At 40.3% G+C, this 25,706-nt stretch carries 13 protein-coding genes; all 13 read left to right on the forward strand.

Annotated elements, in window-relative coordinates:
- The first annotated feature begins 46 nt into the window (after positions 1-46).
- The 13 genes from B9A18_RS22880 (at position 47) to B9A18_RS22940 (ending at position 25,570) form a co-directional block, all read left to right on the forward strand.
- On the forward strand, positions 47-1,198 hold the full coding sequence (locus tag B9A18_RS22880; RefSeq protein ID WP_084291913.1) for a FecR family protein: 1,152 nt from the start codon (positions 47-49) through the stop codon (positions 1,196-1,198).
- 291 nt (positions 1,199-1,489) lie between these two features.
- Positions 1,490-4,777, forward strand: a complete 3,288-nt coding sequence (locus B9A18_RS22885) for a TonB-dependent receptor (protein WP_159452732.1) — start codon at positions 1,490-1,492, stop codon at positions 4,775-4,777.
- Positions 4,778-4,796: 19 nt separating this feature from the next.
- Positions 4,797-6,419: a RagB/SusD family nutrient uptake outer membrane protein gene (locus tag B9A18_RS22890; RefSeq protein ID WP_084291917.1), complete on the forward strand. Its 1,623-nt coding sequence runs from the start codon at positions 4,797-4,799 to the stop codon at positions 6,417-6,419.
- A gap of 17 nt (positions 6,420-6,436) precedes the next feature.
- Positions 6,437-7,783, forward strand: a complete 1,347-nt coding sequence (locus B9A18_RS22895) for an IPT/TIG domain-containing protein (protein WP_159452733.1) — start codon at positions 6,437-6,439, stop codon at positions 7,781-7,783.
- A gap of 24 nt (positions 7,784-7,807) precedes the next feature.
- Positions 7,808-10,105 carry a hypothetical protein gene (locus B9A18_RS22900; protein ID WP_084291921.1) on the forward strand — a complete coding sequence of 766 codons (2,298 nt, stop codon included), beginning with the start codon at positions 7,808-7,810 and terminating at the stop codon, positions 10,103-10,105.
- Between the two features lie 21 nt (positions 10,106-10,126).
- On the forward strand, positions 10,127-11,431 hold the full coding sequence (locus B9A18_RS22905; protein ID WP_084291923.1) for a hypothetical protein: 1,305 nt from the start codon (positions 10,127-10,129) through the stop codon (positions 11,429-11,431).
- Between the two features lie 33 nt (positions 11,432-11,464).
- Positions 11,465-13,321 (forward strand): beta-N-acetylhexosaminidase, encoded by a 1,857-nt coding sequence (locus B9A18_RS22910; protein WP_084291925.1) that lies wholly within the window; start codon positions 11,465-11,467, stop codon positions 13,319-13,321.
- A gap of 29 nt (positions 13,322-13,350) precedes the next feature.
- Positions 13,351-15,456 (forward strand): outer membrane protein assembly factor BamB family protein, encoded by a 2,106-nt coding sequence (locus B9A18_RS22915; RefSeq protein ID WP_084291927.1) that lies wholly within the window; start codon positions 13,351-13,353, stop codon positions 15,454-15,456.
- 30 nt (positions 15,457-15,486) lie between these two features.
- Positions 15,487-16,389 carry an apurinic/apyrimidinic endonuclease family protein gene (locus B9A18_RS22920; protein ID WP_144009595.1) on the forward strand — a complete coding sequence of 301 codons (903 nt, stop codon included), beginning with the start codon at positions 15,487-15,489 and terminating at the stop codon, positions 16,387-16,389.
- Positions 16,390-16,462: 73 nt separating this feature from the next.
- Positions 16,463-19,243, forward strand: a complete 2,781-nt coding sequence (locus B9A18_RS22925; RefSeq protein ID WP_159452734.1) for an alpha-L-rhamnosidase — start codon at positions 16,463-16,465, stop codon at positions 19,241-19,243.
- The gene (locus B9A18_RS22930; protein ID WP_235005421.1) at positions 19,243-22,080 is read left to right on the forward strand and encodes a family 78 glycoside hydrolase catalytic domain; all 2,838 of its coding nucleotides are present in this window, start codon (positions 19,243-19,245) and stop codon (positions 22,078-22,080) included. The genes B9A18_RS22925 and B9A18_RS22930 overlap by 1 nt, the downstream gene beginning before the upstream one ends.
- 660 nt (positions 22,081-22,740) lie before the next feature.
- On the forward strand, positions 22,741-24,711 hold the full coding sequence (locus tag B9A18_RS22935; protein ID WP_159452735.1) for an AbiJ-related protein: 1,971 nt from the start codon (positions 22,741-22,743) through the stop codon (positions 24,709-24,711).
- Complete coding sequence (locus B9A18_RS22940; protein ID WP_084291933.1) at positions 24,704-25,570, forward strand: hypothetical protein; 867 nt, start codon at positions 24,704-24,706, stop codon at positions 25,568-25,570. The genes B9A18_RS22935 and B9A18_RS22940 overlap by 8 nt, the downstream gene beginning before the upstream one ends.
- Positions 25,571-25,706: the final 136 nt, after the last annotated feature.

The following is a 25,706-nucleotide window of genomic DNA, read 5'->3' on the forward strand; positions in this document are numbered from 1 at the left end:
CAACGCCATGTAGTTTAAGTATTAAAATCAGATATACAGAACTGGAATGAAACAGGATTACGATAAGATCATTACATTAATTGGTAATTACAATTCAGGGAAAATTGATGAAGCTGGTTGGAAAGAACTGGAGGCTTGGATTGCCCTTGATCAGAACAATCAATTGGTTTTTGACCGACTTACATCTGATGAAAAGCTTAGGGCCGAACTGGAAATTATGCATGAATTCAATGCGGAAGATAACTTTTCTGAGTTTGAACGTACGCATATGGCGCCTGTAAAAAGGCTTTGGATTAGGATTGCTGTAGCAGCTTCCATTGTTCTCGCTTGTACTATGGGTGGGTATTACTATTTCTTTTCGGAAAAAATCAATACACAATCTGATTTTGCAGTGACCAATGATATTGTTCCCGGTAAAAATGCGGCAACTTTAACACTGGCAAATGGTAAAAAGATAGCATTGGCAGATGCCCATAACGGAGAACTCGCTAAGGAGGCAGGAGTAGTAATCACAAAGACCAGCGACGGTCAGCTTATTTATGAAATTAAAGACCAGGGTGATTTAGCAGGATCTAAAAATAATACACTGTCAACTACCCGGGGAGAAACTTATCGCGTTCGTTTACCTGATGGAAGTCTGGTGTGGATAAATGCCGCGACAACTTTAAGCTATCCTGCATCTTTTGCTAGCTTGAAAAAACGAACAGTGGAATTGAATGGAGAAGCTTACTTTGAGGTTTCTAAAGATAAGACACGGCCCTTTGTTGTGAAAACAGCTAAACAGCAGCTTGTCGTGCTTGGAACACATTTCAATATCAATAGTTACGGCGATGAAGAGCAGACAGTAACAACTTTGCTGGAAGGTTCGGTAAAAATAAATGAAGGAACTTTGCTGAAACCTGGCGAACAAGCGCAGTTATCCGATAATGGAAACATTACAGTAAGCCCTGCCAATATAGAGGAGGCATTAGGCTGGAAGAATGGTTTTTTCCTATTTGATAAGGATGATTTACCTGCTGTAATGCGACAAATCTCGAGATGGTATAACATCAATGTGAAATATGAAGGAGAAATTCCTAAAGCAAGTTTTGATGGTAAAGTATACAGAAATCTTAATCTCTCAAAAGCCCTTGAAGTATTGAAGTATGCCAATGTCAAATTCAGAATTGAAGGAAAAACCATCATCATTATGCCTTAAAGGCAATTATAATAATTGAATTAAACAAAACCATAAAATAACCAAATAAACCAGAATATGAAGAAAAGCTTACGAAGCAGGGCTTAGCGCCCTATTGGTGACCGGTGAAAAACCGCAGAAGTGTTAGCGCACCTCTGCGGAAATAGCTTGGGTCAACCCTTCCCGGAAAGCCGGGATAAAATCTATATGAACCGATTTACGAATTAGCCCAAACCAATCAAAAGTATGAAAATAAATGCTTTTAACCTAGGCGTGCCCAAACTATGGCTGCCTCCCAAATTATTATTGATTATGAAGTTGACCGTTTTCATTATGATCATATCATTGGCACACGTATTTGCCAGTTCCTTTGGTCAGAATGTAAATCTAGAACAAAAAAATGTATCACTAAAAACTGTGTTGAATTCTATCGAGGCACAAACGGGGTATGTTTTTTTGAGTCGGGATTATGATCTGAATAAACCGAAAATAAGTGTTACGCTTAAAAATGCAAATATTGAAGAAGCCGTTAAAACGGTATTTAAAGGCCTTCCGATTAATTACAAAATTGTAGACAACAATATTATTCTGTCTAAAAAAATACCATCGTTTCTGGAGAAAGTAAGTAGTTATCTGGCTGCAATAGAAATTACAGGAAAAGTGGTGGATGAAAAAGGGATTCCACTTCCTGGAGCATCTGTAACTGTAAAAGGAGGTGGCGTTACAGCAAGTACCGATAAAGATGGTCGTTACAGTATTAAATTGCCAGAAGGAAATGTGGTGTTGGTTTATTCTTATATTGGATTTGTAAGTCAGGAAATTACAGTAGGAGCGGCTGATAAGGTGCTAAATGTAACGCTTAAAGCAAGTGATGAGTCTTTAGATGAGTTGGTTATCCTTGGCTTTGGACAAACACAAAAGAAGATTGCACAAACCGGATCTTCAGTTTCAATCGGACTTAAGGAATTGAAACAAAGTCCTACTGCTAATATTACCAATGCACTGGCAGGAAGGTTACCCGGATTAACTGCTATACAGATTAGTGGAGAACCTGGGAATGACAAATCGCAATTGCTGATCAGAGGGCGGGCCACGGTGAATGGCCAGGAACCATTGATTACTATTGATGGGGTAAAGAAAGACTACAGAGCTATCGCTTTACTCGATGTTAATGAAATTGACAATATTACTATACTTAAAGATGCATCAGCTACCGCATTATATGGTGTGAAAGGTGCAAATGGTGTGATCATTGTAACCACCCGAAGAGGTAAGCAAGGTAAGCCATCAGTTTCGGCAAGTGTCCAGCGTGCGGTACAAACCTCGATCCGTTTACCAGAGTATGTGGATTCCTATAATTATGCTGTTTTAGCCAATGAAGCTTACCTCAATGATCATCCGGGAGGAACTGTACCCTATAATGCAGAGGCCCTGAACGCCTACCGTACGGGATCAGATCCTTACAAATATCCTAATGTTGACTGGTTTGATGAGATGATGAAGCCCGCAATGCAGACACAAGCCAATTTTAACATTGGGGGTGGTGGACAACAGTCTCGTTACTTCGTGAACGTTGGTTATACTGATCAGGGAGGAATATATAAAACGGAAAAAGATCCAAAGTACGATCCCACTTCCAGTTTTAAACGCTATAATTTCCGTTCCAATGTCGATATCGATTTTGATGATAATTTTTCTATGTCCTTAAATCTATTTGGTGCGATAGAAAACAAAAGAGACCCTAATATTTCTGTTGCGGATCTTTTCTGGACTTTAAATCAGATACCACCAAATGCTTTTCCGGTAAAATTTCCTACTGGAAGCTACGGGGAAAAGTCGTTCATAAATCCAGCCCGGTTTTTAAACCAGTCTGGTTTCCGTGAGTCATTCAATTCATCTTTATCTGGAATGTTATCCTTAACAAGGAAACTGAATTTTATTACCCCTGGATTAACGCTTAAAGGGAATTATTCTTTTGATGGTTATTTTCAAAATGATTTTAGAAGGTCTAAATCAGTGATGACTGCTGATTATAAAGGAACAGGAGATTACAATGATCCTACCAGTTATACCTACAAAGGCGTTGATGCACCTCTTTCTGCGCCTAGTTCAGCTTTCAACCAAAAAAGAGACGTGTGGATGGATGTATCATTAAATTATACTAAACAGTATAAGGACCATGGCTTTACGGGCTTGTTGCTTGTAAATCGTTCACAGGAAGTAATCGGTAATCAAGTTCCTTATGTATCGCAGGGTATTGTAACGAGGTTAACTTATAATTACAAAACCAAGTATTTTGCTGAGTTTAATGCAGGGTATAATGGGACAGACAACTTCTCTGAAGAGAAGAGATATGGTTTTTTTCCAGCAGTTTCTGCAGGCTGGGTACTTTCTGAAGAATCCTTCTTAAAAGGAAATTCTGTTATTGACTTCTTAAAACTAAGAGGTTCTTATGGATTAACTGGAAATGACCAGTTACCTGGAAGAAGATGGTTGTATAGTTCTGAATATGTTCGAAGTGCAGGTAATGGTTATTTGTATGGAGATCAGCTTGTTGGGATAGAGGGTATTTACGAGGGAGCAATGGCAAATCCAGCTGTAACCTGGGAAACAGCACGTAAAGGAAATATTGGTTTTGAAATTAAATTACTGAAAGATCTTTTCTCGGTAACCGCAGATTTCTTTACTGAAAAGCGTAACAATATTTTGATTACCCGTAAATCCCTTCCCACAATGTTAGGGATGAGCGAAAATAATCTGCCTCCTGCTAATATGGGGAAAGTTAATAATAAAGGATTTGAAGTGGAGCTTACTCACCGCAACAGGTTCAATAATGGAGGGTACTTTTTGAGTGGCAATTTTGCCCTGGCTAAGAACAAAATCATATTTATGGATGAGGAAAACAGAAAGTATGATTATCAATACCAAACAGGTCATCCTTTGGGTCAGATTTTTGTGTTAGAAGCCGAAAGGTTTTTTAGAGATGAAATTGACATCCGTCTTAGTCCTGCACAATATGGCCGTCTGATTCCTGGAGATGTAAAGTATAAAGATTTGAATGGTGATGGGATTATTACTGATGACGATATGGGGCCAATGGGTAGAAGTAATATTCCTGAAATTACTTTTGGTTTGTCGGGGGGAGTGAATTGGAAGAATTTTGACATTAGTTTCCTTTTTCAGGGTGCTGCAAACAGTAGCAGAACACTTGTTGGAGGGATGTCATGGGAGTTTTATGAAGGAGGGAAAGCCAGGACCCAACATCTGGACAGATGGACACCTGAAACAGCAAATACAGCAACATGGCCTGCACTGCATTATGGCGGTAATAGTAACAACCATCGTATGTCCTCACTTTATCTGGAAGACAACAGTTATATCCGCTTAAAAAATTTAGAAATAGGTTATACGTTTAAAAATATCAGGCTGACAAAAAACGCCAGTTTATCTAGTTTTCGGATTTACGGAAATGGGATGAATTTATATACCTGGACGAAAGCTCAACCTATGTTTGACCCGGAATACTGGCAGCCAAATACCATTGGTAATGTGTACCCTGCCCAGCGGATAATCAACTTTGGTGTTTCTCTTAGTTTCTAACCCTAAAACTTATTTTCACATGAAATTTAAATTAATAATGATTTGCATCCTGGGCATATTGACATTTTCCGGGTGTAAAAAATTTGATGAATACCTGGACAAAGCTGAGACAGGGGGCTTGTCGGAACAAGAAGTTTTTGGAGACTATGTTCAGACAGAAAAATATCTGGCGAATGTATACAGTCATCTGCCAAATGAATGGATGCCTGCAAATAGTTTCACTTATGCAGCAGCATCGGATGAAGCGAAATGTCCGGTTGTGTATTTTAACGGTCCTCAGGTGTTTACCAGGGGTTTGATTAGCCCAAATCACAATCCTATTGATGTGTGGGCGTCACTTTATGCTGCTATTCGTAAAGTTAACCGCTTTATTGAGAAAATAGACGCTGTACCGGCAAAGAATGCTACGCAGATTGCCGGAAAAAGTCGTATGAAAGGTGAAGCTCACTTTTTAAGGGCCTTCTTCTACGCGGAATTACATAAGCGTTATGGCAGAGTGCCTTTGATAGACAGGGTTTTGCAAGTCAGTGATGATCTGAATATTCCTAGAAATTCTGAAGAAGAGCTGGTACGTTTTATTGTAGACGATTGTAATGAAGCTGCAGCTAATTTACTTCCTGTAAATACTGCGGCAAATATTGGCAGAGCTACTAAAGGAGCAGCTTTAATGTTAAAATCCCGCGTTTTACTATATGCTGCCAGCTTATTACACAATCCAGGTTCGGATGTTCAGAAATGGCAACGAGCTGCTGAGGCTGCTGAGGATGTGATGAAACTTAATTTGTATCAGGTTGATGGCGATTACAAGCAATTGTTTCATAAAAGAGCTGCTAATAATATCATATTTCAATCTACATTTAATAATACAAGTTGGGTTCAACAAATGTTTGTACCTAGTCAGGGTGGTTTGGGCTGGATTCAACCCTTGCAAAATCTGGTTGATGATTATGAAATGACCAATGGTTTAAAGCCTGATGAAGCAGGTTCGGGTTACGATGCTAATCATCCTTATGCCAATCGCGATCCCAGACTTGCCGCTTCGATCATTCACAACGGTAGCATTTGGAGAGGGAATGTGATCGAAACTTTTGTAAATGGGGTGGACGGACTGACTTCTGCTGAAGGTGCAAAAACTCAAACCGGTTATTACTTGCGTAAGCTGTTGGATGAAAATGGAAGCATGACTCCTGATAACAGGCCGGGTGATCATTTTTGGGTTTTTATGCGTTACGAGGAAACGCTATTGAACTTTGCTGAAGCTAAGAATGAGGCTTTGTCGAGTCCAGATAATAGTGTTTATGATGCTGTAAATGCTGTACGTACCCGAGTTGGCATTAATATGCCAGCATTGCCCGCAGGTCTTACCAAAGCGCAAATGAGAGAAAGAATCAGAAGAGAGAAAAGAGTTGAACTGGCTTTTGAAGGCTTCCGTTTTTGGGACATCAGGAGGTGGCGTATTGGCAAAAGCGTAATGCCTGAAGCACGAGGTATGCGTGCGGTAAAGCTGGGAGGAGGAGATTTTTCTTATGCACCATTCCTTGTAGAGTCGAGGATTTATGAAGATGCTTTTGATCTGTATCCAATTCCGCAGTCGGAGCGCAACAGAAATACTGCACTTGATCAAAATAATGGTTACAACTAATGTTAAAGATATTCAATATGAAAAGATATAAAGCAATGAAAGCCACTTTTTATGGCGTTGTGCTGCTCCTTCAATTGGGATTGGTCTCCTGTAAAGAACAGTTTTTTCAGCAAACTGATGATAGTTACATGCATAATAGTAATGCTCCTTTTGTGATCAGTAAATTTTCACCTATGGAAGGTAGTGAAGCTACTGAAGTAATGATCTACGGCGATAATTACAGCAGTAACTTAGCTGATGTCAGCGTGAAAATTAATGGAAAACCAGTGACTGTCTTGGGAGCCAATGGAAAGCGAATGATAGTTAAAATACCCGCAGGTTTGGGGACTGGCAATATCGAAATTACAATTGCGGGAAAGACGGTAACGAGTAAAGAACCATTTGTGTATACTTTAAAAAGAACGGTGAGCACATTGGCCGGGGCTGGTGTTGCCGGTTTTGCCGATGGATCTGCGGACCTTGCCAAGTTTGATTTTAGAAGTAATGCGGGGATGGATATAGATTCTAAAGGGAACCTTTACGTGGCCGATATTTTTAACAATTGTATCCGCAAAATTACCCCTGCCGGCGTGGTGAGTACTTTTATAGGTAAACCTGGCGTGGAAGGGTATGTAAATGGAAATAAAGATGTCGCGCTGTTTAACCACCCAATGGATGTAGCAGTTGATAAAGATGATAATCTTTATGTTGCTGATGCATGGAACTGGGCCGTACGTAAGGTTACTCCTGATGGTGTGGTCAGTTCTATCCGCGGGCAAGCATTTGCCTTCCCGCAAGGACTTGCTATAAATAAAAATACAGGCGTAATTTATATTAGCAGTGCATTAGCTGCAAATTATCACGGCGGGAAAATTTATGAGTTTTCTGCTTCGGGGGTATTGAACGAGCGTGGGGTAGACGTACCAATTTTTTCGGGAGGAATGGCCGTTGACAGCAAGGGTAACCTGATTATTGCTGACAATGTGAGCTCTGTGATATATAGCGTAAATACGACTACCTGGGCCCGAACAGCAATTGCTGGTACAGCTGGAGAAGCCGGTTTGGTAGATGGGGTGGGTGCAGTTGCTCGTTTTGATCATCCATGGGGTATTGCTGTAGATTCCAGGGATAACATTTATGTTGCGGGTTGCGGTCATAGATTTGAGGGACCGACTATTTCGGCTTCAGCATCTAATATCAGGATGATTGAAGCGGGGACTAACAAGGTTTCTACAATTGCCGGAAGTGATGTGCAAGGTTATACCAATGGTTTGGGCGGAGTAGCCAGGTTTGCAGTGCCTAGCGGCATTGCTATCGGAGCGGATGGTGCAATTTACGTATTGGACAAAGGAAATCACCGCATCAGAAAAATCGTATCACAATAAGTAGTTCATTTAATCTAACTAATTATGAATACTGGATCTTACATGAATAAGGGGCGCTTTGCGCTCCTTACACTGAGTTTTTTTGCTTTTATTTTTGCTGGTTGCCAGAAATTTATCACAGAGATGCCGGTCAAAGACATGGGCAGGGCTGACCAACAGATGTTACTTAATGGTGCTGAAGAGGAGATGCCAATAGGGATCTACATAGCTCCTCCATTTGAGTTTACAACAAGCTTGCAATATGGAGCGATTAGTGAAGCAAATATCGATGTGATACAAGATATCGCTGGCTGGATTTCACCGGTAGATAAGCTGACTATGCTGGATATGGCTGATAGCCATGGTTTAAAAATGGTTGTTGCAGACAACAGGATAAATGGTACTAATGCAGATATTACGGCTTTGGTTAACACCTATGTGAATCACCCTGCATTGGCCGGTTATTACGTTAAGGACGAACCAACAGTTAGCCAGCTTCAGGATGCTGCCAACCGTTATCAAAAGTTACTGACGCTCGACAATAACCATGATCCTCACGTGAACCTATTTCCCAGTTATGCTACAGGTGCTTTGGGAAGTATCAATTATGAACTGGATTATGTTGAAAACTGGATTCAGAAAGTGGTAGCTGCAAACCTGAGGTATCTGGCGATGGACAACTATCCTTTCCTATTAAATGGAACGTTTAGGGATGTCCCATATTTTCATGATCTGGATGTCATCAGACGTGTTGGTTTAAAATATAACATCAAAACTTCTGGCTACCTCCAATCTATAGGCAACTCAACAGATCTGAGAAGACCAAATGCCAATGAATTGAGGTACAGTGCTTATTCTCATCTTGCTTATGGAATAAAAAAGCCAGTTTGGTTTAGCTACTGGACACCAACAGGTGGAGCAGAAACCTTTACCAACGGAATTATAGACGCTGCGGGAAATAAGACTGACTTGTACATTCCATTTAAGGCTTTAAACTTTGAAATGAAGCAGCTTGGGAAAACGTTGGTTAAACTAAACGCCAATGCTGTTTACCATATTGGAACTACAATTCCGACAGGTACTGTCCGGCCTGCGGCAAATTTTGTCTGGCAGGCCCAGAATGCCGCCCAGTCTATGATCATCACACAATTTATAGATCCGGTTGTTGGAAAAGAGTACATTATGGTGGTCAATAAATCATTTACAGCAAGCAATACCTTTAGCTTTATAACCGCAAATCAGGTTGCCAATGTTAAGGTTATCTCTAAAGTTACAGGGCTGGAGGAAGCAACAAATTTTGTGGCAGCTAATCATTTATTGTCAGATACATTTTTACCTGGTGAAGGGAAATTGTATACATTGGAAAAAGCTACTTACACCACTACCGTAAGTACTTTCGCCGGTTCCGGAGTCGCTGGTTTCTTGAATGGTCAGGGGACTATAGCTAAGTTTAATTTCGTAACCAATGCAGGAATAACTACGGATAACAATGGCAATGTATACGTTGCTGACATCAACAACCATTGTATCAGAAAGATTACCCCAGCAGGTTTGGTTAGTACATTTGCGGGTAACCCAGGCGTTGCCGGCAATACCAATGGGGTAGGTACAGCAGCCTTATTTGACCATCCCTCGGCTGTGGTAGCAGATGCGAACAACAATATTTATGTAGCCGATACATGGAATTGGGCGCTTCGTAAAATAACGCCAACTGGTACGGTAACAACGATTCTTGGCTGGATTATTCCATTTCCGCAAGGAATTACGATAGATAGAAATACTGGTAAATTTTATCTGGTGAGTGCTTTGCCTGCGGCGAGTAACAATAAACTCTATGAAGTTAGTCCAGGAGGAGTAATGACCACCAGAACACTGAGCGTGCCAGTCATATCCGGAGGGATTGCAATGGATAGTCAGGGAAGCCTGGTTATTGCAGACAATGGCAGTTCGAATGTGTATAAGGTAAATACCAGCAATTGGGCTGTTACACAAATTGCGGGGCTAGCTGGTACAACAGGGCAGACAGACGGCGTAGGACTTAGTGCTCGGTTTGAGCATCCCTGGGGTATTGCTATTGACGCCAGTGATAATATTTATGTCGCAGGCTGTGGTCATTTATTTGATGCGCCGACGATAGCTGCGGATGCTTCAAATATCAGAAGGATTGAAGCTGGAACTAACAAAGTAACAACTATTGCTGGAGGCGCCGTACAGGGTTATTTAGACGGATCAGGAACGGCTGCAAAATTTACCGTTCCTACAGGAATTGCGATTACTCCTGCTGGTACCATGTATGTTGTGGATAAAGCGAACCACCGCATCAGAAAAATTGTATCACCCTAAAAAACGTCAAACAACACACAAATGAACAGATCAATTAAAACACTTTTAATGTGTACTGGAATGCTTGTGTTTTCAGGTATTTATAGCTGTAGCAAGGCTCAGACGGAAAATAAAGTAAAACCAGATCCGGTTAAACCGCCGGTAACTGAAATAAAAGAAGATATGATGATCGGGATTTATGTATCGCCGGGAATCGGCTACATTACTGATCATCATTTTAAGAATATCAGAGAAGCAAATGTTGACCTTATACAGGATATCTCTTTAAGCTACTCACAAGCGAATAAACTGGCGATGCTAAACATGGCTGCAGCAAATCAATTGAAAATGTTCGTTGCCGATCAACGGGTTGATGGTACAGATGCAGATATGGCTGCAATGGTGAATGCTTACAAAAAGCATACAGCAACAGCAGGATACTATATTAAAGACGAACCCAGGGTCCCTGATTTGCAGGATGCTGCTACCAGATATAAAAAACTGATTAATCTGGATCCTGAAAAGGTACCACATGTTAATCTTTTCCCAAGTTATGCTACCGGTGCCTTAGCAAATGTGGAGTATGAAACGGAGTATGTAGAGAAGTGGATAGAGCTGGTAGGTGCTGTTAATTTGAAATACCTTTCATTTGACAATTATCCTTTCATGAATGATGGAACTTTAAGGGAAGCTCCTTATTATAAGGACCTTGAAATCATTAGAAGAATAGGGTTGAAATACAAGATCAAGACCTCTGCTTACTTGCAGTCGATAGGCAGCTCTATAGGTTTAAGGCGACCAAATGCCGATGAACTTAGGTACAGTGCTTTTACTAATCTGGCCTATGGTATTAAATTGCCTGTATGGTTTACTTACTGGACTCCAATAGGTTCAACAGAACAATTTACTGAGGCGATAGTGGATACGCAGGGCAACAAAACAGACCTGTATGCACCATTTACAGTGATTAACGGTGAAATGAAACAAATGGGAAAAACACTGATGAAATTGGATGCTATAGCTGTTTACCATGCAGGTATTAGCATTCCTTCCGGTACCAAAAGAACACCCTCAGGTTTTATATGGAAGGCAGAAAATGAGGATGATGCAATGCTGATTACTCATTTTGTTAATCCCGTAGACAGCAGGGTTTACATCATGGTGGTGAACAAATCTTTAACAGAAAATAAGTCGTTTACATTTAATACAAGTAGTGCCGTTACGAATGTGAAAGGAATTTCTAAAGTCGACGGGTTGGAAAAGGCTGTTGATTATAAAACAGCTGATCATAAATTAACAGATAGTTTTTTACCTGGCGAGGGTAAACTGTATGCACTTTATAAATAATAAATCCTGGTTTTAGACATAATCTATTGATACATGAAAGCAATAAAGATATTATTGGCGGCTGTTTTTATTTTTGTAAACAGCGTTACAAAAGCGCAGGAACAATCGCGACAATTTTCAATTATTCCGGAACCGGAATTTGTAAAGGTAATGCCGGGAAACTTCAAGCTCAGTAGCGCTAACATTATCTTGTATGATGATCGGAATGCAGAGCTGAAGTTCATTGCGGACCAGCTTTCTGAAAAATTAAAAGTATATACAGGTTATAAATTGCCAGTTAAAAAGTTAACGGCTACAGCTGGCAAAAATCAGGTTATTTTTAAGCTTTCTGATAAACTGTCGGGAGTAGGTGCTGAAGGTTATACCATGGACATCAGCTCTGGAAATATTGTCATCACTTCAAATCAGCCCCAGGGATGTTTTTACGGTATGCAAACTTTATTACAGCTGTTACCTGTAAATCCAACGGAGGCAGCAAATATACCAGCGCTTCACATTCAGGATCAGCCCCGTTTTAGCTGGAGAGGATCTATGCTCGATGTATCAAGGCATTTTTATTCAGTGAAGCAAGTGAAGCAATACATAGATTTCCTGGCAGGTTATAAACTCAATACTTTCCACTGGCATTTAACGGATAACCAGGGCTGGCGGATTGAGATAAAGAAATATCCATTGCTGACTTCAATAGGGGCATGGAGGAAAAGATCGCTGATCGGACATTTTGAAGAACAGCCGGAGCGTTTTGATGCGGTGCCTCATGGTGGATTTTATACGCAGGAAGAGATTAAGGATATTGTTGCTTATGCACAACGAAAGTATGTTACGGTTGTTCCCGAAATAGATCTTCCAGGGCATTGTACTTCGGCGCTTGCAGGTTATCCGGAGTTGGGTTGTGGTGAAAACCCAGGACCTTTTGAGGTGAAAGACAAGTGGGGGGTATTTGACGATGTGTACTGTGCAGGAAAAGAAAACACATTTAAATTTCTGGAAGATGTGTTTACGGAGGTGGCTGAGCTTTTCCCCGGAAAGGTGATCCATATTGGTGGCGATGAATGTCGCAAAACGAATTGGAAGAGCTGTAAATACTGCCAGGCAAGGATGAAAAAGGAGGGACTGAAAAATGAGCATGAACTGCAGGGATATTTCATCAATCGTATAGCTCAGGTACTTAAATCTAAAAATAAAAGGGTAATTGGCTGGGATGAGATTCTGGAAGGAGATCATCTTAGTCCGGATGCACTTGTAATGTCTTGGAGAGGTACAACAGGTGGGGTTACAGCCGCTAAAAAACATCACGATGTGGTAATGACTCCGACTACTTATCTCTACCTGGATTATTATCAGGGAGCGCCTTACCTGGAGCCGCTTACCATTGATGGCTTCAATACACTGGAACGTGTTTATAATTATGAACCTATACCTTCAGTATTAAATGCTGATGAGGTAAAATACATTAAAGGTGTGCAGGGTAACATCTGGACAGAGTTTATCCCGAACTTTAACCAGCTGCAATATATGGCATTCCCACGTTTGTCCGCCTTGGCCGAAGTAGCCTGGTCTAAACCGGAAAAAAAGAACTGGGAGAGGTTTAAACTCAAAATGGAAACGGAGTACAGTCGCTATGAGGCCTTAGGTATCAATTATTCCAAAAGTGCCTATCAGGTAAGTTTTGAAATGGTCAGGGGTGCCAGGACACAGAAAATACAGATGGTATTAAAAACACAAAGTTATAATCCTGATATTTATTATACAATCGATGGAACAGAACCTAACCAAAATTCCAATAAATATGTCGGCCCGTTTAACGTGAATCCCAATGTGAAAATTAAAGCTGCAACTTTTAAAAATGGCGTGCAACAGGAAAAGACCACTGATTATGAGGTGAAGTAATCGCAGACATAACCTTTAAAGTTCAATGGATGAAAAATTTTAAATACGGATTGCCAGTGATTGTTCTGTTCTGTTTTGCCGCCGGAGTTGCTGATGTGCAGGATAAGGGAAACTGGGGATTTACCGGAGGTACAGAAGGACAAACTAAATACGCTGCGTTGGAACAAATCAATAAAAATAATGTTTCAAAACTGGAGGTCGCCTGGACTTATCATACAGGTAATAAGGCTGGGAATGTGCAAGGTAATCCTCTGGTTGTCGGCGGAAAGATGTACATCACTACACCTGCGCAAGAGCTCGTCGCATTAAATGCTGGTACGGGGAAGGAAATCTGGAAGTACAATCCTGCCCGCAAAAACGAAGGCTTCGGGGGGGTAAACCGGGGAATAGCCTATTGGGAAAAAGGGAACAAAACTTTGATATTTTATACCTCCGGACCGTATTTGAATGCGGTAAATGTTGCTACGGGACAAGCTGAGGAGGAGTTTGGAGATCATGGAAGGATTAATCTGAATGATGGTCTTTCCAAACCCGCAGATAAAATGGGTATATCAGCACCAGCCTCTCCCGTTATTTTCGGAGATCTGGTTATCGTGGGTACAATGAGTTGGAGTTCGCCTGCAAACGTCAGCGCATTCAATGCTAAAACAGGAAAAAGAGAATGGATATTTAATTGCATTCCTCAGCCTGGAGAAGAAGGGTACGACAGTTGGGGGGATAAGGATTTTTGGAAAAAAGGCGGAGGTGTGAATGTCTGGGGTGGATTATGTGTTGACAGTAAAAATAAAATGGTGTTTTTTGCAACCGGTCAGCCTAAAGATGATTTTTATCGACCCGATAATGCTGGAAAACATTTGTATGGGAATTGTATTGTTGCACTGAATGCGGTAACGGGTGAAAAGAAATGGCATTATCAGACGATACATCATGATCTTTGGGATTTGGATATGCCATGTGCACCGATTTTAGTGGAACTGAAAAGAAATGGGAAGCGGGTGTCAGGAGTAGCACAACTTACAAAAACAGGGAATACATTTCTGTTTAACCGGATTACCGGCGAGTTGCTTTCACAGGTTGAAGAACGGCCAGTTCCGAAAAGTCAGCTCGCCGGGGAAATTGCTTACCCCACTCAACCTTTCGTATTATGGCCGGAGCCTTTTTCGAAACAGGAGCTTACCGAAAAAGATCTGACCAGGTTAAACCCGGAAGCTTATCAGTTTGCATTGCAACGTTTTAAAACTGCTGATGTTGGTTGGTTTTTACCACCGACTGAAAAAGGTGTTCTTTTTTATGGAATACATGGTGGTGCGGAATGGGGCGGAGGGTCTTATGATCCCGAAAGTAATACTTTATTTGTGAATGCTAACGAATTAGCCTGGGACATTACCATGAAAGATTGGAACAGGTCGGCAAACACGACAGCATTGACCCAGGAACTGCCTGGTAAAAAATATTTTCTGACGGCTGGTTGTACAGGTTGCCACGGTGCAAACAAAGAAGGTATGGGAGCTATCCCAGCTTTAAAAGATCTGGAGAAAAAATATGAACTGAAGGACATTGTAAGTATCATCCGAAAAGGTAAAAATGCAATGCCTGCTTTTACGCAGATCCCAGAAGATGAGGTACAATTGATTGCACAATATCTTTTAGGGATATCGGGAAAAGGAAAAGATCAGCCTGTTGCTAAGAAACCAGTTTTTGGTGCAATAGCTTATACCAAGTTTTTAGATCCTCAAGGTTACCCGGCAACAGCCCCACCATGGGGAACAATGAATGCATTGGATTTGACCACGGGGAAAATAAAATGGAAAGTGCCTTTGGGGGAGTATGAGGAGCTAACAAAAAAGGGTATTCCACAAACAGGAACCGAGAACTTTGGAGGCTCTATAGTTACGCGTGGTGGACTCGTGTTTATCGGTGCTACAAGAGATGAGAAATTTAGAGCATTTGATAAGGATTCCGGTAAGCTATTATGGGAGATAAAGCTTCCATTTGGTGGCTATTCAATTCCAAGTACTTATCTGGTAAATGGTAAACAGTTCGTTGTCATCGCGGCCGCTGGCGGTGGTAAGCTCGGCACCACACAGGGAGATGCTTATGTCGCATTTGCTTTACCGGATTGTAAATCGAAATAACGTAACAATAGGATTTATAAGAAATATAAAATGATGAACCAACTGAAATTAAGTTTCGCCAAGTATCTTTTGAATTCGCTCGCTCTTTTATTTATGCTAATTGGAATTGGGTCAAAAGTATTCGCACAAAAGAAGGCTAAGCTGGCTATCTATGATAAGAAAAATCTTATTGCGTGGTGTATCGTACCGTTTGATAGCAAAAAGCGTGGGCCTGAAGAAAGGGCAGAGATGTTGAAAAAACTCGGGATTAATAAACTGGCTTATGATTGGAGAGATGAGCATATTCCTGTGTTTGATAAGGAATTGAAGGTTTTGAAGGAGAACAATATCAAACTTCAGGGCTTCTGGTTTGCCTCGGGGCCAAACCCTGAAAAAGACAAGAACCTCCAGGTTATACTGGATATGCTTAAACGAAATAAAGCTAAAACTCAATTGTGGTGTACATTCTGGGGTTTTGATCAGGAGTCGCAGATAGAAAAGGTTAAAACTGCATCAGTTGCGGTGGGTTACGTTGCTGGGAAATTGGCGGAGATTGGTTGTTCACTTGGACTTTATAATCATGGAGGGTGGTTTGGTGAACCCGAAAATCAGGTCCAGATTATCGATTATCTCAAAATGCCCAATATTGGGATTGTTTATAATTTTAGCCATTCCGAGCATCAGATAGATCGTTTCTCACAGTTCTATCCTAAAATTTTACCTCATTTATACGCTATAAATCTAACCGGACTAAAAGGTGGAATTCCGGCAACAGTGGTTCCTGTAGGAGAGGGTAACATGGAAGAAGGATTAATGCGAACTATTATGAACAGTAGTTATAAGGGGCCAATTGGAATTATCAATGAAAGTTTTGCTCCGGATGCAGAAGATGGATTAATGATGAATATGAAAGGGATAAAGGAAATTCTTGAGAAATTGAAAATCTCTAAATAGAGGGATCATACTTATTAAATAATCACCGCTATTAATAGTGTGTGCTAACCACAACTGAAACCAAATGTATCGAATGACAATCTACAAATATTTAATCGTGGCTGTATTTTTATTATTTGCAGTAAATGTATATGCGATTACTGAACCGATAAATTTAAGCTGCAATCAGAAAAATAGTCCGCTTGGTGCAGAAACAACCAGGCCTGAATTCAGTTGGAACATCAGTTCTGACCAACAATCATTTGAGCAAAATGCTTGGCAGGTGCAGGTTTTTAGCAGCCTTAGTTACGCTAAGTTGGGTAAGACGGATCTTTGGGATTCACAAAAAATCAGTGCTGATCGAGCGATGTCCACGGTTTACGGAGGGAAGTCACTTTCCTCGGGAAAACGTTACTATTGGCGGGTTAGAGTTTGGTCGTTAAACGGAAAAGTTTCTGAATGGAGTGGGCTAGCAACATTTTCTACGGGCATTTTACAAGCTAAAGAATGGGATAAAAGTAGGTGGATTGCTTATCAGGTGTTGGAAGATTCCATGAAAGTTGTTCCCGGATTACATGGTGATGGCAGCTCTTTGGGGAAAAAAGCTGTAGAACGTGCTGTCGTGCCTTATTTTAGAAAAGCTTTTGAGCTTAAAAAGCCAATAGCCGAGGCTTATGTATTTGTTTCGGGGCTAGGGCATTATGAGCTGCAGTTGAATGGAAAGAAAGTAGGTGATGATTTTTTGGCACCTGGATGGACCAATTATTCAAAAACAAATCTTTATAGTACTTATGATGTAACTGCTTCGCTGGTTATAGGTAAAAATGCATTGGGAGCTATTGTTGGTCCGGGTTTCATGTATGTAAACCGCGAGCGCTATCGGAAAATGGCAAGGGCTGAAGCCTTTCCTATGCTGAGATTAAAACTATTGATCCGTTACAAAGATGGTAGCACTACAGAAGTGGTAACGGATGACAGCTGGAAAACAAGTCCTTCAGCAATTGTGTACAGCAGCATCTATGGTGGTGAGGATTATGATGCCCGTAAGGAACAAACAGGATGGGACAAAGCTGGATTTAGTGATCAGGGCTGGAAAAAAGCCATTTTGCTTGACGGACTTGGGGGTAAAATGAAAGCAGAGTCCAGTTATCCTTTAAAAGTGATGCAGACTTTTGAACAGCAAACAATCAGAAAAATAACAGATAGTAGCTATTTATATGATTTTGGTCAGAATGCATCAGGAATTGTTCGTCTAAAAGTAAAAGGGAAGAAAGGAGATCGAATTCGTATTATTCCGGCTGAAATTCTGGATGATCAGGGAATGGTAGACCAAAGAGCATCGGGAAGCCCTTATTATTTTGATTATACGCTTAAAGGTAACCATGAAGAAATCTGGGAACCGCGTTTTAGTTATTATGGGTTTAGATATGCTTTAGTGGAGGGCGGTATTCCGGCCGGTCAACCGGCAATATCGGGAACACCAGTAGTAGAAAGGCTTCAAATGTTGCACACGCGCAATAGTGTACCAGAGATCGGTACATTTAGTTGTTCGAATACCCTGTTTAATCAAACTTTTAAGCTGATTGACTGGGCGATGAAGAGTAATATGAGTCATGTGAGTACCGATTGTCCGCATAGGGAGAAATTGGGTTGGCTGGAGCAAACACATCTTGTTGGTGGATCATTGAAATACAATTACGACATCCAGCTCTTCTATAATAAAATTATAGATGATATGATGGAGTCGCAGCTTTCTTCTGGTCTGGTACCTGACATTGTTCCAGAGTATGTTGTATTTGACGATGGTTTCAGGGATTCTCCGGAATGGGGCAGTGCTGCTGTTATTATACCCTGGTATTTGTATCAATGGTATGGCGACAAAAAGTCAATTGAAAAGGCTTATCCTATGATGAAACGTTATATCAGTTACCTGGAAAGTAAAGCGGATGCACATATTCTATCGCACGGTTTGGGTGACTGGTTTGATCTTGGTCCTAAAAGTCCGGGCGAATCACAGCTTACCCCAAAGGCTTTAACGGCTACTGCGACTTTTTACTACGACGCAATTCTGCTGGAGAAGGCCGCAGGAGTTCTTGGAAAAACAGAAGAAGCAAAAGGTTATCAGAAACTGGCTCAGCAGATCAAAGCAGCTTTCAACAAAAAGTTTTTCGAGCCTGAGACAGGGATTTATTCGACAGGAAGTCAGACCGCTTATGCTATGGCGATTTACATGGGATTGGTAGATGAGCCATTTAAGGAAAAGGTTTTTGCTAATCTAAAGGAATCTATACAGGCTAGCGGTTATGCACTTACGGCCGGCGACATTGGCTATAGATACCTTATCAGGGTATTGGAAGATGGGGGGGGGTCACAATTGTTATATCAAATGAATAATAGAGATGATGTGCCAGGTTATGGTTATCAGATTCGTAATGGAGCAACTGCCTTAACAGAATCCTGGCCAGCCTTAAAAAATGTTTCCAATAACCACATGATGCTGGGACACCTGATGGAATGGTTTTACAGTGGACTGGCTGGAATAAAACAGCAGGCAGATGATACGGGTTTTAGTAAAATTTTAATTGAACCTCAATTTGTGGAGGGGATTGATTGGGTTAAAGCAAGTTATAAAGCCATTACTGGTGATATAGTGGTTGACTGGAAAAAGGAGCAGGGTAAATTGGCATTGCAGGTTGCTATCCCTGCAAATACAGAGGCGCTGGTTGTTTTGCCAGTTGTTGATGCAAATCGATTAAGTTTAGATCAAAAGCCGTTAAGTCAACATAAAGCCGTCAAGAAACAATACGTGGAAAACGGTAAACTGAAAATTGTATTGGGTTCCGGATCTCATATGTTGAACTGGGTGAATAATTAATGATGATGAAGAAAAATCTGATTATACTGTTAGTATTGTTTATTTCGGGCGTACAATTTGCGTTCGCGAATGTTGTAGCAAGTAGTCTGCAGCCTGAAAATTTACGTTGTGAGTATTTGGAAAATCCTATTGGATTAGATGAACTGAGCCCACGTTTTAACTGGACTCATAAAGCTACAAATGCAGCTGCATTCGGACAAAAACAAACTGCCTATCGGATTATCGTGTCGTCTGCCATACAGATACTTCATCAAAATAGAGGAGATGAATGGGATTCTGGTTGGGTGAACTCTGATCAGATGCAGCAAATTGAATATAAAGGTAAGGCGCTTCGGTCCGATCGTTATTACTGTTGGAAAGTAGTAGTGAAAGATGAAAAGGGAGTGGTTTCAGCCTGGAGTAAAACCGCATTTTGGACGACGGGTTTACTTCAGCAGAATGATTGGAAAGCCAAATGGATTGGAACAAATGAATTGTTTGACCCTTCGCAAAAGGATTGTAATCTCTCCGATCCCTGGTTGCGGAAAACTTTTTTTTTACAACAAAAGCCAGGAAAGGCCATGCTGTTTCTTGCTTCTGTAGGTTACCACGAACTATATGTGAATGGAAAGAAGATTGGTGAGGATATACTGTCGCCGGCAGTAACGGATCATACCAAACGTGCACGTTATGTGGCTTATGACATCGCGACTGCGCTAAAGCCTGGAAAAAATGTAATCGCCATTTGGTTGGGGACTTCCTGGTCAATTTTTGGCCCTTACGTAACAACAGGTAGACCTAACACACCTATTGTAATTGCGCAAACATCTATTTACAATAGAAAAACACCTGTTTCAGGTACAAAACCTGTAATTGTTGTACAGACTGATGAAAGCTGGAAAACACATGCAAGTCCGAATAAGTTATTGGGAAGCTGGGATTTTGCAAAGATGGGGGGTGAGTTGTGGGACGCCAATAAGGAAATTTCGGATTGGAATGCCATCACTTGCAATGAAACAAAATGGAGTAAGGCAATCGTTTACCAACCTAACCTGATTTTATCTGCGCAAACTGTTGAACCAAATCGTCTGTTTAACGAAATTAAAGCCATTGGCATTGAGGCCAGACCAGATGGTTCGTACCGGGTGGATATGGGCGTTAATTTTGCCGGATGGACGGAGGTTGATCTGCGGGGGAATAAAGGCGATAAAATAGAGTTTGAATATTCGGAAAGGGAACAGATGGATCAGACTTTTAACCTGCATAGTGCCTATATTATTGGAGCGGCCGGTAAAGGAACTTTTCGTAACCGGTTTAACTATAGTTCAGGTAGGTGGATTACCATCCGGGGATTAAAGTATAAGCCACAATTATGTGATATCAGGGGTTGGCTGGTGAGAACGAATTTTCAGGCAGCGACTAATTTTGAATGTTCTGATACTTTGCAAAACTGGATATACGATAAGGTAAAATGGACTTTTGAAAACCTGTCTATCGGTGGTTTCGTAGTGGATTGTCCACAACGCGAAAGATTGGGATATGGAGGTGATGCACATGCAACCTGTGAGACTGGAATGTATAACTATAAACTGGGTGCATTTTATACCAAATGGATGCAGGATTGGCGGGATGTACAGGGAACGGAGTCTATTGTAGGTGATATGTATGATCTTAAGTTTGCCCGGAAACAAGTGATGAGCGGAAGGTTATTAAACAACGGCACTTTGCCACATACAGCACCTACCTATTCTGGTGGAGGTGGTCCTGCCTGGGGAGGTATAGTTGTGTCTTTACCTTGGTTTGTTTATCAGCATGAGGGAGATAAACGTATACTGGAAAAGAATTTTGAGCTGATTAAGGGTTGGCTTTCGTTCCTGGATTCACATACCAAGGATGATATCTTACAACGTTTTGGTGGGGATTGGGATTTTCTGGGCGATTGGTTATGGCCTAACGCAACTGCCCAGGGTATGAACAATAATAAGGAGGAAACTTTATGTTTAAACAACAGTTATAGGGTGTTTAATTTACGTACGGCGGCAAAAATAGCAAGGGCAATCGGAAAAGATGTGGAGGCCGAACGCTGGGGACAGCAAGCGGAACACTGCAGAGCTGCTATACATGCAAGGTTTTATCGTGCCGCCGATTATAGCTATGCAGATAGTTCCATGGCTAACCTGGCGGCAGCATTGCTGGCAGAGATACCTCCGGCAGATTTAAGGGCAGATGTAATGAAAAGATTGGAAAAGGATATTCTGGTTTTGCATAAAGGACACATCAATGTAGGAATTACTGGAGGTGCGATATTGTTCAAATTGCTGCGAAAAGAAGGAAGAGACGATTTGATTTACGCTATGACTTCGCAAAAGGATTATCCGGGATGGGGTTATATGAAAGCTAATGGCGCCACTACCATCTGGGAAATGTGGGAAAAAGATCTTCCGGGGCACTCGCTGCTGCATAGTTCATACCTTTATCCAGGGGCATGGTATGTAGAAGGTGTCGCTGGTATACAAAGGGATCCTGGAGCGCCAGGTTTTCAGAAGTTTTTGGTTCGTTTACCAGCGTTGAAAGCTACTTCTTTGGTCTGGGCGAAAGCTTCTTTTGATGCACCTGCAGGTTTAATTAAAACCTATTGGGAACGAAAAGGTGACAATTTAAGATTGGAAGTAACAGTTCCGCCAAACTGTACTGCTACTATACAGATAGCGGAAGCAGATGTTAAAAATAACATTAAAAGCAGTGATTATCTGAAAATTAAAGGCTTTAAAAATGGTTATGGTTTGTTAGAACTAAACAGCGGTAAACATATTTTAAACCTTAATGTAATTGATAAGTTAAGCTTCCGCAAGTTGTAATAGCAATGATCGTTATCTGATCCTCCTCCATTGGTCCGTTTAGAACACTAAACAGTGCCCGAAATGTCTTAAAAACACAAAAGCCCAACAATGTTGGGCTTTTAATTACTCTGGCGGAGAGTGGGGGAATTGTACCCTAACTCAAAATCCCGCTTTAATATGGTGTCTTGAAGGTTTGTAATTGTTGACTCACCGAATCACTCACCTTTTTTAATTTCTTTTATAGCTGCAAATGCTATAAATTAAAATTAGGTATAAATCTATTATAATCAAAGGTTTAAATGACAAAAATATTGCTAGCTGAAAACTGAATGTATATTCATTAATATGATCCCGATGGGATCATAACATAGTCCTGAAATCAACGTTTAAATAGTATTTAGTGTGGTTTTAAATTCGACTCACCGAATCGCTTACCACTTTTTTTATACGTTTTAACTGCAGGCTTCCCGCATCATTTTCGAATAAATAGAGGCTTAGTATTTGAGAAAAAGACAACATTCTACACTGGGCACCTGTCCTTAGAATGATTTGGAAGAAACTTAAATAGACAAAAAATTGGCGCTTAACCGAATGTCTATTTTATTGTTGCAATTCCGCATTGGTTGTGCATATATTTATCGCTTCGTTCTAATTTTAACGCATCAACAAATCACCTGCATGTTACCAATTCCAAAAAATGTCAAGATTGAAGTATTTAAGCATATTATTACGTTACAAAACCCTTTTGGTGACGGAGCTCAGGATCTTGTTGATTTCCTAAATAGTATCTGGGATTTAAGAATCCTTCCATCAACAGACGGTAGGTTTCAGGATGCATATGGGGATGCTGTTCAACACCTGATCAATAATGATGATTGGGATTTTGAATACATATTCTACACCCGTTTCAGTATCTTGGAAGACGATGATTACTTCGAGAAGTTTATCTCCAATTTTATCACTTTACACTTAAAAGTGGATGGTTCTATTGCTTCCCAATTTATTAACTCGATAAATGAGCTTATTACTCAGGTCGGATTCAAGCTGGTCAAATCTGGTTATGATGTTAACCACGATGACCTCTATACCATTCAGGCAAGTAATGAGATCGCAGGCTTACCACATGATGTAAAGCGGAACGATATTAAAATTTTTGTTGATAAGAATCCAAAGGGGAGAAGTGACAGGGCCTTTAATCATTTAAAACCGCAGGAGTTTCCCTCATTTGTCTTGGTTTATAATAATGGCTGGGACGATTATGATGTAAAAAGTTCGTTTAACCTTTTCTTTCATAAGGCCAATACAGAGGTAAGCCATCTAGGGGGGATCAAAATTATGATCGCAGATCAATCGAATATTGTTGATGCCCTGTCAGATAATTTTACCATGCTTACGACTAACTATTGTTCCATTGGTCAAACCCTATCATACTATCAAAATATGCTGTCAATTATGGGGTCAGAATATGAAAGTGTGCTGTTTGCTTTGAAGGATGCTGCAATTTTTCCAAAGATACAGGAGGATTTCGAGAATACCTCAATATTTAAAAATTCCCTAATTCGGGATGATGAGGCAGAAAGAATCTTGCGAACGGTAAAATTTAGCATGAAAGGAAGGAATTTGGTTAATCTTTACCAGTTTAGTTATATGTTCCAGCCAAATTTCGCTGATACTCCGGTCCAAATTGACTTGGATTTTAACAACCGAAATAAAAACCTGCCCGATCGGATCTTTGCCTTCATAGGCAAAAATGGAACTGGTAAAACGCAATTGGTCACCTCTTTACCCCTTGATATTGGTAATAAAGTAACAACCAAGTTTCTCCCAGACGTTCCAATTTTTAGTAAGGTGATCGCGGTGTCTTACAGCGCTTTTGATCATTTTTCTGTACCTGAAAGCTCGGCAGCATTCAATTATGTCTACTGTGGCTTGCGAAATTCATCCTCGGGGAATAACCTAATGAGCGAATTAGAGCTTACAATTAGGTTTGAAAAAACCGTGAAGGATATTTCCAGTAAAGAGCGTATTAATCGCTGGCGATCCATTTTGAGTAATTTTTTACATGAAGAGACCATCGAGGAGCTATTCATTAGGTTAAAGGAAAGTGAGGTGAAGAATTTTGATGAATATAAGTTCAATATGAAACATTTTTTGAGCTTTAAGAATCAATTGAGCTCCGGTCAACGCATTATTCTTTACATTATTTCCGAAATCGTATCCAATATTCGCTACGATTCTTTGATCATTTACGACGAACCCGAAACGCATCTTCATCCAAATGCCATAACCGACCTGATGAATACCATTTATGAACTTGTCAAGGAGTTCCAGTCTTATTGTATACTGGCAACGCATTCACCTTTGGTTATTAGAGAATTGATGTCTAGAAACGTTTTTGTGGTTGAAAAGATTGGGAATTTATCTTCGGTTAATAAAATTAATATTGAGTGCTTTGGGGAGAATCTCTCCGTACTGACCGATGAGGTTTTTATGAACAAAAGCGCTAAAAAACAATATAAGACTATCATTGAGCAATTGGTGGAAAAGAAAATGTCTTACGAGGAAATTATTTTGCAATTGGAAAGTGATAGAGCCCTGAGCTTAAATAGTAGATTGTTTATTGCAAGTTTAGTAGAACCGAATGATTAATCTTAAGCCTTACAAGAAAAAGAAATCAGCTGATTTTCTTAAAGAGATCATTGATAAGAAAAGTACAACGAAAGCAGATCCCGAATATCATTCAAGGCTTGTCTTAGTAAAGCCCCAGGTATTAGATCAATATGTAATCTTTGACCAATATTTTATAACAAACTCGCTGGAAAAAATTTCTGCTTTCGGGTTTAAAGATAAACAGTTGGCCGACCTCCTTAAATTATATTCTTATAAGAATAAATTCGTACAAGCACTCAAAGTTGATGTCACGACAACCGCCAGTAATAGGAAAATAGGTACTTGCCAAAATTGCACTATTAGTGAAGTTAATTCTATGGATCATATTCTACCAAAAATTGATTATGCTGAATTTTCCGTACATCCAAGTAATCTTTTTCCTAGCTGTACAATATGTAATTCATATAAAAGTACTATTTGGGAAAAGGATGGAACACGTTTTTTTTTAAATCTCTATTTGGATATTTTGCCCCCGCAGCAGTATTTGTTCGTTAAAATAATTGATGGTGGTAACACACCTCGCGCTCAATTTTATCTTGACAATCGCAATTCAATCGACAAGGATATTTTTAGGCTCATTAATAGTCATTATGATGGTTTACATCTTTGTGAAAGATTCTCCCAAAATATCGATCTAGTTGTCACTCCTTTGAAAAATGCAATCAAATCTTTTATTGGAGATCTGTCAATTGACCGTATCAAATCCATTAATTTAGAGAGGATCAAAAAGGACTTGGATAGCTTTGGATCGAATTACTGGAAGTCGATTCTCGAGGCTGCCTTATTAAATGACAAAGATTTTATTTCCTCCATTCAAAAACACTCCTTAACGGAGTAATATGCATACTACCTATAATACATTGGTTCATTATGCCGATCTAAAAGCTAACCTAACAGAAGTACCCAATATGCTTCTGATATCTTCTAAGATCCCGGTCGAATCGTACTGCATTGTCTTTAGTGGCAGATAGATG

Origin of the sequence: Pedobacter nyackensis, from assembly GCF_900176505.1 — a bacterium.
In the GTDB taxonomy this organism is placed as follows: domain Bacteria; phylum Bacteroidota; class Bacteroidia; order Sphingobacteriales; family Sphingobacteriaceae; genus Pedobacter; species Pedobacter nyackensis.